Genomic DNA, 14,420 nt, shown 5'->3' on the forward strand with positions numbered 1-14,420 from the left:
TCGCGAGCAAGCTCGCTCCCACAGGGATTGTGATTGGTCTGAACTACCAAGTGTACGGAGAAACAACATGAGCCAGACTCAGGCAGAACGACTCCAGTCGGAGCGCAAACTGGCGGAAAACCAGTTCGATATCACCCAGTACCACCATGTGCCACGGCGTTACTACGGGCGGATTTTCTTCGCCACCGTCATCGTCATTGCGATTCTCGGGCTGGTGCGAGCCTTCGCCGAAGGCAAGATCGAGTGGTCTTACATCGGCCAGTTCCTCACTTCCCAGGCGATCATGTGGGGTTTGCTCAACACCATCGTCATGGCGGTGCTGGCCATGGCGCTGGGCATTGTCTTCGGGGTGATCACCGCGATCATGCGCATGTCGGCCAACCCGATCCTGCGCTACGTGGCGGTGACGTACACCTGGCTGTTTCGCGGTACGCCACTGATCCTGCAACTGCTGTTGTGGTTCAACCTGGCGCTGATCTTCCCCACCATCGGCATCCCCGGCCTGTTCGAAGTGGACACCGTGAGCCTGATGACGCCGTTCGTGGCCGCCCTGCTCGGCTTGAGCATCAACCAGGGCGCCTACACCGCCGAAGTGGTGCGTGCCGGCCTGCTGTCGGTGGACACCGGCCAGTACGAAGCCGCCAAGTCGATCGGCATGCCGCGCCTGCAAGCGCTGCGCCGGATCATCCTGCCGCAAGCCATGCGGGTCATCATTCCGCCGGTCGGTAACGAGTTCATCGGCATGGTGAAAATGACTTCCCTGGCGAGCGTCATCCAGTACTCGGAACTGCTCTACAACGCCCAGAACATCTACTACGCCAATGCCCGGGTCATGGAGCTGCTGATCGTCGCCGGTATCTGGTACCTGGCCACCGTCACCGTCCTGTCTTTCGGTCAAAGCCGTCTGGAGCGTCGTTTCGCTCGCGGCGCCGGCAAACGTTCTTGAGGAGTTCTACATGAGAAGCATCGTCAAGGCTGTGAGCCTGAACAAGTACTACGACCATTTCCACGCGCTCAAGGACGTCAACATCGAAGTCGAGCAAGGCGAAGTGCTGTGCATCATCGGCCCGTCCGGCTCCGGCAAAAGCACCTTGCTGCGTTGCATCAACCAGCTGGAAAAGATCGACAAGGGCGGCCTGTGGGTCGACGGCGAACTGGTGGGTTACCGGATCGTCGGCAACAAACTGCACGAACTCAACGAGTCGCAGATCGCCCGTCAGCGCCTGTCCACCGGCATGGTGTTCCAGCGCTTCAATCTGTTCCCGCATATGACCGTGCTGCAAAACATCATCGAAGGGCCGTGCCAGGTGCTCAAGCGTTCGCCTAAAGAGGCGCACGAAGAAGCTTTGGAATTGCTCGCTCGCGTCGGCCTGGCCGACAAGCGCAACAGCTACCCGATCGAACTCTCGGGTGGTCAGCAACAACGCGTCGCCATTGCCCGTGCACTGGCCATGCGGCCCAAGCTGATGCTGTTCGATGAACCCACTTCGGCACTCGACCCGGAACTGGTCGGTGAGGTGCTGTCGGTGATGCGCGACCTCGCGCAAACCGGCATGACCATGATCGTCGTCACCCATGAACTGGGCTTCGCTCGCGAAGTCTCCAACCGCATGGTGTTCATGGACGGCGGGCAGATCGTGGAGGCTGGAAGCCCCGAAGAAATACTAATAAGTCCACAAAACCCGCGCACCCAAAGCTTCATTTCTGCCGTTCGAACCTAAGCGCCGGTTGGCGTCAAAACACTCATAAGAGAACGACCATGAAGAACTTCGTTATTCCAGCAGTACTCGCCGGCCTGATGGCTTCCAGCTTCACCTTCGCCGCTGAATTGCCGGCCAGCATCAAGGCCAAGGGCGAGGTCGTGGTAGCGATCATGCCGAATTACCCGCCGATGGACTTCAAGGACCCGGCCACCAACACCCTCACCGGTCTCGACTATGACCTGGGCAATGCCCTCGCCGAACGTCTGGGCGTGAAGATCAAATGGCAGGAAACCGGTTTCGAGCAAATGATCAATGCGCTGACCACCGACCGCGTGGACATGGTGATGTCTGGCATGACTGACACCGCTGAACGTCAGGCCAGCGTGACCTTCGTTGACTACTTCACCAGCGGTCCGCAGTTCTACACCTTGCAGAAGAATAAGGACTTAAACGAGATCATCGACCTGTGCGGCAAGAAAGTCGGCACCAGCCGCCGCACCACCTTCCCGGCGGAAATCGCCGAGTGGAGCAAGGCCAACTGCGAAGCCGCCGGCAAGCCAGCGATCAACGTGATCGGCACCGAAGGCTCGGCCGATGCCCGCGCGCAACTGCGTCAGAGCCGTATCGACGCGGCCATGCAGGGCAGCGAGACCTTGTCCTACCTGAAGACTCAGGAAAAGGACATGTATAAAACCGTGGGCCTGCCGATCTCCAAGCAGTTCACCGGGCTGGGCGTGAGCAAGAAAAAGCCTGAGCTGAGTGAGGCGGTGAAGGTCGCGTTGCAGAGCATGGTCGATGACGGCAGCTACCAGGCGATCCTGAAGAAGTGGGATCTGGAGTTGGGTGCGATCAAGACTGTGACCATTAACGCCGGCAAGTAAGCATCTGATGCATGCCCTTTGTGGGAGCGAGCTTGCTCGCGATAGCGGTGTATCAGTCAACAGAGATGTTGAATGCACTGGCCTCATCGCGAGCAAGCTCGCTCCCACAGGGTTCAGAGTGCACTTATAGATAGTTGGAGCACCACGATGTCCTCCTCGCCACAACCCACCTGGCCCGACCAGCACAAAGCCTGCCTCGCCCTGGCCTTCGACCTCGACGGCCCGACCGGAGATGCCATGCTCAACGGCTCGATCTGGCGCAAACCCGAGTACTTCGGTTTCGGCGGCTACGGCCCTTACCGGGCCTTGCCACGAATCCTCGATGTGCTCGACGAGTACCAAATCCCGACGACGTTCTTCGTCCCGGCCTGGGTCGTGGAGAACTGGCCGAAACAGTGCCAGGCGATTGTCGAGCGCGGGCATGAAGTGGCCTACCACGGCTACAAACACGAATCCTTTTACGCCCTGACGCTGGAACAGCAAAAGGACGTGATGAACAAATCCCGCGAGGTGTTCTGGAAACACTTGAACATCCGCGCCGAAGGGTTTCGCACCCCGTCCGGTGACTGGCGCGCCGAAACCCCGGCAATGCTGGTGGAAGCCGGCGTGACCTATTCCAGCAGCATGCGCGGCGATGACCGACCGTACCTGGTGAAAGTGCCGGGCCACGAAACACCGCTGGTGGAAATCCCCGGTCGCTGGGAAATGGACGACTACGCCTCCCTCGCCTACACCCGCGCGCCGGACTTTCCTTCCGGGCTGGACCGCACCGCCAGCTACGCGCTGACCCTCGATAACTGGTGCCGCGAGTACGACGGCGCCATGAACGAAGGGTTGTGCCTGACCACCCTGTTCCACCCCAAGATCACCGGCAAACCGGGACGCATCCTGTTGCTGGAAAAACTCTTCGAACACATGCGCCAGCGCGATGACGTGTGGTTCGCCACCTGCCGCGATGTCGCCCAGTGGTGGCTGAAGGAGCATCACCATGGCTGAGTCCACTGTCTGGCCCAAAGGCTATCGCTGCGCCGTGGTGTTGACCGTCGATTACAACGACATCCACGGCATCCTCACCCAGGCCCCGGAAGTCGCCGGGCGCGACAAGACGCTGTCGGTCTGGCGCTATGGCACCCAACGCGGCGTCGACCGTTTGCTCGGTTTGTTCGAAGAACTGGGGGTTTCCAGCAGTTGGTTTGTGCCCGGTATCGTCGCCGAGGAAAATCCCGGGCACATCCGGGCAATCCAGGCTGGCGGGCATGAAATTGCCTGCGCCGGTTATCGCCACCAGAACTACGACACCCTGAGTCTCGCCGAGCAAAGCGCCGAGATTGCCAAAGGCTGCGAGGCGTTGACCGCGCTGACGGGCCAGCGCCCAACGGGGTTTCGCATCCCGGCCGGCAACGGTGCGCCGGGTTTCATCGAGGTGTTGAAGGATCACGGCATTCGCTGGTCCTCATCCTGGCGCGGTGACGACTTGCCGTTTGCTCACCCGACGGCGCCCAACGTCATCGAGTTGCCGTTGCACTACGAACTGGAAGATGAACCCTTCTTTGCTTTCAACCTCAGCCCGGCCGTGCCGCCGGCGCAATCGCGGATCGCTTCTTACAGCCACACCCTGGGCAACCTGCAAATGGACTTCGCCGGGTTTCACCGATTTGGCTTGTGTTACGTGCTGCGGCTCCATCCGGAGATCATTGCTACGCCCGGGCGGATTGGCGTATTGCGCGAGTTGCTGGAGGGGATTCAACAGCACGATGACGTGTGGATCGCCACGGGCGCCGACGTCGCACAATGGTGGGCTGAATCGGCGCTGCCGGTGACCGAGGACCATCCGGCGGCCGTGTATGAGCGTCATTATCGGGATTACCTTTCATGAGTGAGCGGATGCAGCGACTGGCGCAGTTTTGCGTCGACACCCGATTCGAAGACTTGCCGCCCGCGCTGGTGGCCCAAGCCAAGCGGCACATACTCGACACCTTCGGCGCGACCCTGGCCGGGGCTGGTAGCGAGGTTGCGAAACAGGCACGGCAGGTGTTCGACGGTGAAACCGGGAGCACGCTGATCTGGGGCACCGATCAGCGCACCGGCGCGGCTCAGGCCGCGATGCTCAATGGCGTCGCCGCCCATGCCCTGGAACTGGACGACACCGGTGGCTGCGACCATTCCGGCGCCGTGGTGCTGCCGGCGGTCATGGCGGCGGTGTCGATGTCTGGAGTACCGGTGAATGGCCGGGAGTTGATCACGGCCGTGGTGATCGGCTACGAAATCGGCCGCCGGGTGCTCGAAGCCTGCGGCAGTTATTCGGCCCACAACGGCGCCGGCTGGCACTCCACCGCCACCTGCGGCGTGTTCGGCGCGGCGGCGGCCAGTGCGCGAATTCTCGGACTGGATAACGCGCAAACCGTTTCGGCGCTGGGCATTGCCGGCAGTTTCAGCGGGGGGTTGTGGGCCTTCATCCACGACGGCTCGCAAAGCAAGAAACTTCACAGTGGTCGTGCCGCCGAGGGTGGATTGCTGGCGGCGCGATTTGCCCAACGCGGCATCACCGGGCCGACGAAGTTGTTCGATGATGTCTGGGGCGGGTTTCTCAAGACCCTGGCCGGTGAGACTGCACAACCTGACGCGCTGGATGCCGATCTGGGCGTCGTCTGGAAACTCGCTCGCTGTTCGATAAAACCTTATGCCGCGTGCCGCGGAACCCATTCGGCGATTGATGCGCTGGGCCTGTTGCTGGATCAACTGCAGGTCAGCGCGGATCAGGTCGAGGATGTCCGGGTGTCGTTGTGCGGGTTTCTACAGGACATGTGCGGCGGACGCGATGTTGGTACGCTGGCGGCGGCGCAGATGAGCTTGCCGTACGCCCTCGCGGCCCGGCTGGTGCAGGGTCATTGCCGGTTGGAAGCTTATGACGATGAACAGCGGCGCGACCCACGGATTGCTCACTGGATGTCGCGTATCCGTCTTGAAGTGGACCCGCAACTGTCAGAGGATGGCGAGCCCGTCGTCAGCGTGCGGACCGTGGACGGTCGGCAGGCGAGCTTGTGCGTTGACGTGCCGTTGGGTGCGCCGGGCAATCCGTTGAGTGATGCGGCGCTGGAGCAGAAATTTTTCAGTCTGGCGGTGCGGGTGATGTCGCGAGAGCAAGCGCAGGCGTTGTGTGAATTGTTGTGGCGACTTGAAGAGTTGGAATCTATCGAGGCACTGATCATTCCCACGCTCCGCGTGGGAATGCAGCCCGGGACGCTCCGCGTCCCTGCCGAAGCGGACGCAGAGCGTCCATTGAGGCATTCCCACGCAGAGCGTGGGAACGATCAAAGCCAAACACCAAAATAAGGATATTTGCACCACCGTGGCCACTTACTCACTTGTTATCCGCCGGTTGATGATCGTTTCGCTGACCATCGTCGTCAGCCGCGCCATCACCAGCCCGCTGCTGACGTTGTTCCTGAGCAACAAACTCGGCCTCAACCAACAGGACGTCGGCTTGCTGCTGGGCATCGCGGTGTTCATCGCCACCCTGCTCGCGCTCTACGGCGGTTACATCATCGACCGCCTCGAGAAGCGCAGGCTGCTGATCCTCGCGATGCTCTCCAGCGCCATCGGCTTCGTGCTGCTGACCTTCGCCGACAACCTCTACCTGACCACCGCCACCCTGGTGATCACCGAAACCGCCTCGGCGCTGTTCCTGATCGGCTCGAAGGCGATCCTCAGCGAAAACCTGCCCATGGGCCAACGCGCCAAGGCGTTTTCCCTGCGCTACACCTTGACCAACATTGGCTACGCCACCGGCCCGATGCTGGGTGTGGTGATTGCCGGCGTGTACCCGATTGCACCGTTCCTGATTGCCGGTGGCATCGCGTTCTTCAGTATTTTCCTGATGATCGGGATACCGAAGGACTCGGCCCAGGCCCCCGCGATCGGCCAACCCCAGAGTTTTCTCAAGACGCTGGTCACCCTGAAAAACGACCGCACGCTGATCATGTTCACCTGCGGCTGCCTGCTCAGCACCGTGGTCCACGGCCGTTTCACCCTGTACTTGTCGCAATACTTGCTAGTGACCCACGATTCCAAGCGAGCGCTGGAAACCATGGCCGCCCTGCTCGCCTGCAACGCGATCAGCGTGATCCTGCTGCAATACCAGATCGGCCGATTCCTCAAACGCGAGCAATTGCGTTACTGGATCGCGGGCGGTACCAGTCTGTTCATCGTCGGGTTGATCGGTTTCAGCCTGGCCGACAGCCTGGTGTCGTGGTGCGTGGCAATGTTCATCTTCACCCTCGGGGAAATGATCATTTACCCCGCCGAATTCCTCTTCGTCGACACCCTGGCCCCGGAAGAGCTGCGCGGCAGCTATTACGGCGCGCAAAACCTCGCGGCCCTTGGCGGTGCCCTGAGCCCGGTGATTTGTGGTTACCTGCTGATGCACACCCCGGCGCCAACGATGTTTTATGCGCTAAGCGCGCTGACCGCCATGGGCGGTTTCCTGTGTTTCATGAGTGGTCGCCGGGTGGCGTTACAGCAAAATTAATGCACTAAAACTGCATTAATATGAATTTGTCAGCATCAGGAATGAACGGCACACTGTGCCCGTTCCTCCCCCAATAGTTGGAACAACTTCAAGGGCTTTCTGGGTATCCCAGCTAAGCCTTTTTTTTGCCTCGGTTTTTTACGGATTGTTTGCCTCATGTTTGCTCGCTGGTTACCTGCCGCTATCAATACCCGTCCTTCAGAATGGAGCCGCGCTGCCATCGGCATGGCGCTGGGCACGATGTTCAGCGTCTGGCTCTGCAGTCAGGTATTTGGCATGCAAGTGGCGCAGCACCTGATCGGTCCGCTGGGGGCATCGGCCGTGTTGCTGTTCGCCGTGTCCTCCGGCGCCCTCGCCCAGCCCTGGTCGATTCTTGGCGGCTACCTCAGCGCCGGGGTGGTTTCGCTGCTGGTCGCTCACGTACTTGGACGAACCCTCGGCAGCGCTTGCCTGGCGGCCGGCATGGCATTGATTCTGATGTGCTGGCTGCGTTGCCTGCATCCACCGGCCGGGGCGTTGGCGCTGCTGTTGGTGTTGGCAGACCCGGCGACCATTGCCCTGGACTGGAAAGCCCTCGGCCCGGTGATGCTCAGCGGATCGACCATGCTGCTCAGCGCCCTGGCCTACAACAACCTGACGCGCATTCGTTACCCAAAACGCGCCAGCGAACCGGTGTCCAGGGTGCCGGCCGATCGCCCGCCCACCGACAGCCAGGCGATCACCGCCCAGGACCTGAAACTGGCCCTGGCGGACATGGAAGCCTTCTTCGACGTCACCCCCGAAGACCTCGAACAGTTGATCCATGCCAGTGAGTTGCATGCCAAACGACGCAGCATTGGTGATGTGTTTTCCAGTAAGGGTTGAAGATCAAAAGATCGCAGCCTGCGGCAGCTCCTACATTGAAATGCGATCCCCTGTAGGAGCTGCCGCAGGCTGCGATCTTTTGATTTTAGGATTTATCTATGCCGCAGATAATTGCCGTGCAGGTACTGCCAGACTCACCGCACGCACTGATGAACCGGCATTCAACCCCAAGCTCCTCGCAGTTTGCGCTTCGACAATCAACGTACCGGCAGCCACCCGCGCCGGTGCCGCGGTAATCCGGCACTCGGCAAACTGGCGGTTATGAATCAGGTAAGTCGCCGCCTGCTCACCCGGTGTGCCGATGCTCAGTTGCAGTACCTGGCTGTCGCGCACCGCACGGATATCCCCGGTGGCGCATTCGATCAGTGGGCCGCCGTCGAAGATGTCGATGTAATCACGGTGTTCGAATCCTTCAGCCTTGAGCATGCCCAGCGCCGGTTCGGTGTTGGGGTGGACGCGACCGATGACGGTTCGCGCCGCTTCCGGCAACAGGCAGGTCGGCAGCGGAAACTTGGGCATCAGTTCGGCGATGAACGTCTTGTTGCCCAGGCCGGTCAGGTAGTCGGCATCGGCAAAATCCATTTTAAAGAAGTGCCGCCCCAAACCTTCCCAGAACGGTGAAACGCCCTCTTCGTCCGAGTAGCCGCGCATCTCGGCGATGACCTTTTCACCGAAGTGCTGACGAAATTCCGCCAGAAACAGGAACCGCGCCTTGGACAGCAAACGTCCGTTCATGCCGCTGCGGTGATCGGCATGCAGAAACAGCGAACACAGCTCTGAATGACCGGTCATGTCGTTACCGAGGAACAAGGTCGGCAGCTGCTGATTGATCCCGAGGTTTTTCGAAGCCGCGACAAACAGGCCCAGTCGATAGTTGTACCAGGGCTCACGCAGGCCGACGGCACCGGCGAGTGCGCAAATGCCGATGGCTTCATGCTGGTCATTCTCGAGCACAAACAGGTAATCGGCATCGGCGCGTTCGGCCTCGCCAGCGAAGGTTTTCGCCGCCCATTCCAGACGCTGACGCAGACGTCCCGCGTCGGCCGGCAAGGTGGTCAAACCGGTTCCGGCACTATGGGCCAGGGCTAACAGTGCCGGCAGGTCTACCGGTGTGGCTGGACGAACGATCATCGCATTTGCTCCTGGGTAACCCGATGTTTGGACAGAAAGACCTCGGCCAGCATGCAGCGCGCGCTGCCGCCGCCGATGCGCTCGATGGTGTCGATATCGACGGGGAGTGGCGTGGTGTGGGTTTCGATCAATCGACGCTGCGCCGCATCCAGCGATTGCCAGGCCGTGCGCGACATCACCAGCAAAGGTTCGCCCGCAGCGTTGTGGACCTCCAGCATGTTGCCGGCGAAGGATTCCAGTTGCTCCCAGCTCAGGGCGATGACCTCTTTGCCGCTGTCTTCCAGGCGTTTACGCAGGGCCTGGCGTTCGGCCGGCTGAGTGACCGACGCCAGGCACGCCACGGCCAGGCGCGTGCCGACACTCATCATCACGTTGGTGTGGTAAATCGCGACGCCCTGGCGGTCCACTGCATTGAATGCGCACAGCTCGTAACCCAAATGGCTGACCACCTGATCCAGGGCACGGGCATGGGTGCGGGTTGAATAACCGGCGTAGCAAATCCGCTGCTGACGATCCAGCACCATACTGCCGGTGCCTTCGAGGAACACTTCCTGCTGTTCGAGGCTGGAAAGGTCCAGCAACTGTTCCACCCGGTACTCGTCCCGCAGCCAGTCGAGCACGCCTTTGTCCCGCTCCAGACGCCGGTTGTGGCCCTGCATCGGGTACAGCACCAAGGTGCCGTCGGGATGGCTGCTCCACCAATTGTTAGGGAAGATCGAATCCGGGGTGTGCGGTGCTTCGCGGTCGTTGTGCACCATGACTTCGACGCCATGGCTGCGTAGCGCGGCAACGTAGCCATCGAACTCTTGCAACGCCTTGAGTTGCACGTCTTCGCTGACGGCGGCCGGCTGCTGGAAACGGTTGTTCGCCGCTGTGTCCTGATTGAAGGAGAAGCGTGTCGGGCGAATCATCAAAACAGTATTGGTGGTTTGCATGGGCACAGATTCAATGAGGGTTAAGAGGTACTCATTGTCTGTGTCGCAGGCTAAAAAACCCGGTTGATAAGAGGCTGCGGCGTGATGGAAACGGCTGAAAAACGTGTGTGGCCCAGCCGATTCGGCGAGCACCGAAAAGCAAAAGATCGCAGCCTTCGGCAGCTCCTACAGGATCGGGTTTTCACACGGTCAATGTAGGAGCTGCCGAAGGCTGCGATCTTTTGATCTTGATCTTGCTTCTATTCCATCGTGGTCTTGACCATCGCCAATTCCGGATGGCTGACCAACTTGTCGATGTGCAAATCCGGGTCATCGAACCACACCTCGGTCAGCACCCGATAATGCTCCATGTCCCGGCAACGCATGCGCAAGCTGTAATCGAACGCCCCGCTGATCAATCGACATTCCAGCACCTGCGGACAGGCGCGGACCTTGGCTTCGAACGCCTTTTGCGCCGCCCGCCCACTCTGGTTGGACAACGCAACCAGCACCAGCAACGACAAGCCTGGTGTCAGTTTCTTTTCATCGAGAATCGCGCCATACCCACGAATGACCCCGAGCTGTTCGAGCTTGCGCACCCGTTCCAGGCACGGCCTGGGCGTCAGGTGCACGCGCTCGGAAAGCTTTTGATAAGTGATGCGCCCATCGTGGCGCAGCACTTCGATGATTGCCTGATCGATACGATCAAGCACGATCGACAGATCGCGGATATCCGCCATGTACGTCTTGCCTCACTTCAAACGACCCGATAGAAATTGCTGCAAACGTTCACTTTTTGGCTGGTCGAGGATCGTAGCGTCACCCTGCTCCTCGACCTTGCCCTGATGCAAGAACAACACCTGGCTGGAAACCTGCCGGGCAAACCCCATTTCGTGGGTCACCATCAACATGGTACGGCCTTCTTCGGCCAGTGCCTGAATGACCTTCAGCACCTCACCCACCAATTCCGGATCGAGTGCCGAAGTCGGCTCGTCGAACAACAGAATCTCCGGTTCAACTGCCAGGGCACGCGCGATTGCCACCCGCTGTTGCTGCCCACCGGACAGAAACGCCGGGTATTGATCGGCCACTCGTTGCGGCAAACCGACCTTGTCCAGATAGACCCGCGCACTTTCTTCGGCGGCCTTGCGGCTGATTCCCAGCACCCGACACGGCGCCAGCACAATGTTCTCCAGCACCGTCAGATGGCTCCACAGATTGAAATGCTGGAACACCATCGCCAGGCGCGTGCGCAAACGCTGCAATTGCGCCGGATGAGCGACACGCATGCCACCGGCACCCGGGCGCGTGATGACGCGCTCGCCGTCCAGTTCAATGGCGCCTTCGTCCGCGCGCTCCAGAAAATTGATGCAGCGCAGCATCGTGCTTTTACCCGAACCGCTGGCGCCGATCATGCTCACCACATCGCCTGCCCGTGCATTCAACGAGACGCCCTTGAGCACTTCGTTGTCACCAAAACGTTTATACAGATTTTCAACCGTGAGTTTGTACATGTCAGCACTCCTGGAGCGGCGCGCCTGGCGGCACCGCCCTGGATAGAAAATGGGATTCAGTGAGTCGGGCCGAGAAAACTCAGCCAGCGCTTCTCTGCCAGCCGGAAAGCTCCGACCAGACCGAACGACAGCGCGAGGTACAGCAGGCCGGCAATGCCGAAGGCCTGGAAGGTCATGAAGGTCGCGGCATTGGCGTCGCGGGCGATTTTGAGGATGTCCGGAATGGTGGCGGTGAACGCCACTGAAGTCGCGTGCAACATCAGGATCACTTCGTTGCTGTAATACGGCAGTGCCCGGCGCAACGCCGAAGGCAGAATCAGCCGCAGGTACAGGCGCCAGCCACTCAAGCCATAAGCATGGGCGGCCTCGATTTCACCGTAGGGAATGCTGCGAATCGCCCCGGCGAAAATTTCCACGGTGTAGGCGCAAGTGTTGAGCGTGAACGCGAGCAAGGTGCAATTCATCGCATCGCGGAAAAATGCTTCGAGCAGCGGTTGCGAGCGCACTACGGCGATGCCGTAGATCCCGCTGTAGCAAATCAGCAACTGGATATACAGCGGCGTACCACGAAACACATAAGTGAACAGCTGAACCGACCAGCGCAGCAGGCCCCAGCGCGAGGTGCGCATGATCGCCAATGGCAACGACAGGAAGAACCCCATCACAATGCTCGCCACCAGCAGCCACAAGGTCATGGCCAACCCGGTGAGGCTGTAGCCGTCGCTGAACAGAAAGGGTTTCCAGTATTCGGCAATCAACTCGATCATCGTGCCATCCCCCGCACACCCTGGTTATAGCGCCGTTCCAGCACGCGCAAAACGTAGTTGGAAGCGCTGGTGATCAGCAAATACAGCGCCGCTGCCAGCAGCAGGAAATCGAGCATATTGAAGGTGCTTTTGCCGGCTTCCTGCGCGACTTTGACCAAGTCCGACAGACCGATGATCGACACCAGCGCCGTGGCCTTGAGCAGCACCAGCCAGTTGTTGCCGAGGCTCGGCAAGGCGAAACGCATCATTTGCGGGAACACCACAAAGCGAAATCGCTGCCAGCGATTCAGACCAAAGCACGCGGCGGCTTCCTGCTGCCCACGCGGCACACTCAGAATCGCCCCGCGAAAGGTCTCGGTGAAATACGCGCCGTAGATAAAACCGAGGGTGATGACGCCCGCCACGAACGGGTCGATTTCCATGTAGGGCCAGTCCATGGCCTCGGTCAGGCTGCTCAGCCAGCCTTGCAGGCTGTAGAAAATCAGCAGCATCAGCACCAGGTCCGGCACACCACGGATCAGTGTCGTGTAGAAGGTCGCCGGCAGGTTCAACAGCTTCAGCGGCGACAGTTTCGCCGCCGCGCCGAGCAGGCCCAGCGCCATGCTCACCAGCAGCGAGAGCGCTGACAATTTCAGCGTGATCCAGGTGCCGTGCAGCAACAAAGGGCCATAGCCTTGCAGGGCCGAGAGATCGACCCCGATCAGATTCAGGAAGGAGTTCACGTCAGTCACCTGTCTTGAGGCGCCCGCGCGCAAGCGCTGCGCCTGTTACCAGGACGCAGCCTTCGGGGCGCGAGGATCAGTAGTTGTAGAGGTCCAGATCGCCGAAGTGTTTCTGCTGGATCTGCGCGTAGATACCCTTGTCATGCAGGGCCTTGATGGCGGCATTGAGCATGCCTTTGAGTTCTTCGTTGTCCTTGCGCACGCCGATGGCGATGTCGGATGGCACTAACGGGTCGCTGATGCCTTCACTGTTCTTGAAGTCAGCGCCTTGGGGGGAAGTCAAAAAGCTCATTTGCGCCTGCATCTTGTCCTGGATGGAGGCGTCGAGACGACCAAATACCAGGTCGGCGTAGACCTGATCCTGATTCTGATAAGCCCGCAGTTTCACGCCGCCGGGTGCCAGTTTGGCCTTGGCGTAGGTTTCCTGAATCGTGCCCTGCATGTAACCGATGGTCTTGCCCTGCAGCGACTCGGCGGTGGGCAACAGCCCGGAATCCTTGCGGGTGACGATCGCGGTCGGCCCGGCATACAGGCGATCGGTGAAGTCGATCTGCTTTTTACGCGCATCGGTCACCGTCATCGACGATTCGATGGCATCGAACTTACCTGCCTTGAGTGCCGGAATCAGACCGTCGAAGTCATTGCTGACCCACACGCATTTCAACTTCAATTCGGCGCAGATCGCGTTGCCCAAATCCACGCCAAAGCCCTGCACGCCGCCATCGGCGGTGGTGGACTCAAAAGGCGGGTAGCTCGGGTTGACGCCGAATCGCAGCTCTTTCCATTCCTTGGCACTGGCGCCGGTGGTGCAGCACAGCAATGCGATTGCCGGCAAGGTCAGCCATTTGATGTTGATCATCTTCTTGAGTCCCGGATTATTTGGATTTATCGCGGTCTGGCGCCTGCGCCTAACCACACTTTTTGACAGGGGCAGAGAGTCGATGCGGTATTCACCGCAGCCGTATTTGTTGTTGTTTTCGACCGGCCCGAGCCAGTCGTCGGAGTGCAGTCCGCTTCAGGCGCATCGTCGCAAGCGCTTGAAATGGACCGTCAGAATGCCAATTGCCAGGCCGGTGCAGGTGTCGAAAGCCCCCGTCCAGACAGCTCAACTGCGCTGAACGAGGGGCTTTCACAGCCGATTCTGTCGTTGGTCACCCAAGATCAAAAGATCGCAGCCTTCGGCAGCTCCTACAGAGCCGTGTTTCACCGCGATATTGCGGATGAACATCGATTGCAAGGAGCTGCCGAAGGCTGCGATCTTTTGATCTTTGCTTTAAGGCAAAAACGCAAACTAACCCTGCACATATGCCGGTTGTACATCACAAATTTGCACTGGTACGATCCTGCATCGCTCGCACGCGAGCTTCTCTATAAAGAACAATAAAAGCAGGGAGTT

General features: G+C 59.9%; 16 protein-coding genes. 9 read left to right on the plus strand and 7 right to left on the minus strand.

Annotated features, from left to right (window positions below; translation table 11 throughout):
• Positions 1-67 precede the first annotated feature (67 nt).
• The 8 genes from ACMXYJ_RS18955 to ACMXYJ_RS18990 all read left to right on the plus strand — a co-directional run bounded on the left by ACMXYJ_RS18955 (position 68) and on the right by ACMXYJ_RS18990 (position 7,976).
• Positions 68-946, plus strand: coding sequence for an amino acid ABC transporter permease (locus ACMXYJ_RS18955; protein ID WP_415756410.1), 879 nt, complete (start codon positions 68-70; stop codon positions 944-946).
• Positions 947-956: 10 nt separating this feature from the next.
• Entirely contained in the window at positions 957-1,721 is a 765-nt protein-coding gene (locus ACMXYJ_RS18960) for an amino acid ABC transporter ATP-binding protein (protein WP_415756411.1), read from the plus strand.
• A 38-nt stretch (positions 1,722-1,759) separates the two neighbouring features.
• Positions 1,760-2,584 carry an ABC transporter substrate-binding protein gene (locus tag ACMXYJ_RS18965; RefSeq protein ID WP_415756412.1) on the plus strand — a complete coding sequence of 275 codons (825 nt, stop codon included), beginning with the start codon at positions 1,760-1,762 and terminating at the stop codon, positions 2,582-2,584.
• A gap of 147 nt (positions 2,585-2,731) precedes the next feature.
• The gene (locus tag ACMXYJ_RS18970) at positions 2,732-3,580 is read left to right on the plus strand and encodes a polysaccharide deacetylase family protein (protein WP_415756413.1); all 849 of its coding nucleotides are present in this window, start codon (positions 2,732-2,734) and stop codon (positions 3,578-3,580) included.
• Entirely contained in the window at positions 3,573-4,460 is an 888-nt protein-coding gene (locus ACMXYJ_RS18975) for a polysaccharide deacetylase family protein (protein ID WP_415756414.1), read from the plus strand. The genes ACMXYJ_RS18970 and ACMXYJ_RS18975 overlap by 8 nt, the downstream gene beginning before the upstream one ends.
• Complete coding sequence (locus ACMXYJ_RS18980; protein WP_415756415.1) at positions 4,457-5,917, plus strand: MmgE/PrpD family protein; 1,461 nt, start codon at positions 4,457-4,459, stop codon at positions 5,915-5,917. Before ACMXYJ_RS18975 ends, ACMXYJ_RS18980 begins: the two co-directional genes overlap by 4 nt.
• A 16-nt stretch (positions 5,918-5,933) precedes the next feature.
• Positions 5,934-7,112: an MFS transporter gene (locus ACMXYJ_RS18985; RefSeq protein WP_415756416.1), complete on the plus strand. Its 1,179-nt coding sequence runs from the start codon at positions 5,934-5,936 to the stop codon at positions 7,110-7,112.
• A gap of 156 nt (positions 7,113-7,268) precedes the next feature.
• Positions 7,269-7,976, plus strand: coding sequence for an HPP family protein (locus tag ACMXYJ_RS18990; protein ID WP_415756417.1), 708 nt, complete (start codon positions 7,269-7,271; stop codon positions 7,974-7,976).
• 96 nt (positions 7,977-8,072) lie between these two features.
• Here the strand turns inward: ACMXYJ_RS18990 and astA are convergent, their stop codons facing one another.
• The 7 genes from astA to ACMXYJ_RS19025 form a co-directional block, all read right to left on the minus strand.
• Positions 8,073-9,107, minus strand: coding sequence for an arginine N-succinyltransferase (astA, locus tag ACMXYJ_RS18995; RefSeq protein WP_415756418.1), 1,035 nt, complete (start codon positions 9,105-9,107; stop codon positions 8,073-8,075).
• Positions 9,104-10,042, minus strand: a complete 939-nt coding sequence (gene ctlX, locus ACMXYJ_RS19000; protein WP_415756419.1) for a citrulline utilization hydrolase CtlX — start codon at positions 10,040-10,042, stop codon at positions 9,104-9,106. The genes astA and ctlX overlap by 4 nt, the downstream gene beginning before the upstream one ends.
• 239 nt (positions 10,043-10,281) lie before the next feature.
• Positions 10,282-10,761 carry an Lrp/AsnC family transcriptional regulator gene (locus ACMXYJ_RS19005; RefSeq protein WP_415756420.1) on the minus strand — a complete coding sequence of 160 codons (480 nt, stop codon included), beginning with the start codon at positions 10,759-10,761 and terminating at the stop codon, positions 10,282-10,284.
• 12 nt (positions 10,762-10,773) lie between these two features.
• Positions 10,774-11,535, minus strand: coding sequence for an ABC transporter ATP-binding protein (locus ACMXYJ_RS19010; RefSeq protein ID WP_415756421.1), 762 nt, complete (start codon positions 11,533-11,535; stop codon positions 10,774-10,776).
• A 56-nt stretch (positions 11,536-11,591) separates the two neighbouring features.
• Positions 11,592-12,302 (minus strand): ABC transporter permease, encoded by a 711-nt coding sequence (locus ACMXYJ_RS19015; RefSeq protein ID WP_415756422.1) that lies wholly within the window; start codon positions 12,300-12,302, stop codon positions 11,592-11,594.
• Complete coding sequence (locus ACMXYJ_RS19020) at positions 12,299-13,024, minus strand: ABC transporter permease (RefSeq protein WP_415756423.1); 726 nt, start codon at positions 13,022-13,024, stop codon at positions 12,299-12,301. The genes ACMXYJ_RS19015 and ACMXYJ_RS19020 overlap by 4 nt, the downstream gene beginning before the upstream one ends.
• Positions 13,025-13,100: 76 nt before the next feature.
• Entirely contained in the window at positions 13,101-13,883 is a 783-nt protein-coding gene (locus ACMXYJ_RS19025) for a transporter substrate-binding domain-containing protein (protein ID WP_046053556.1), read from the minus strand.
• Between the two features lie 183 nt (positions 13,884-14,066).
• On the opposite strand from ACMXYJ_RS19025, the gene ACMXYJ_RS19030 reads away from it, so the two are divergent.
• Positions 14,067-14,408: a hypothetical protein gene (locus ACMXYJ_RS19030; protein ID WP_415756424.1), complete on the plus strand. Its 342-nt coding sequence runs from the start codon at positions 14,067-14,069 to the stop codon at positions 14,406-14,408.
• The last annotated feature ends 12 nt before the right edge of the window (positions 14,409-14,420 follow it).

Origin of the sequence: Pseudomonas arabinosi (assembly GCF_047758675.1) — a bacterium.
Classification (GTDB): domain Bacteria; phylum Pseudomonadota; class Gammaproteobacteria; order Pseudomonadales; family Pseudomonadaceae; genus Aquipseudomonas; species Aquipseudomonas arabinosi.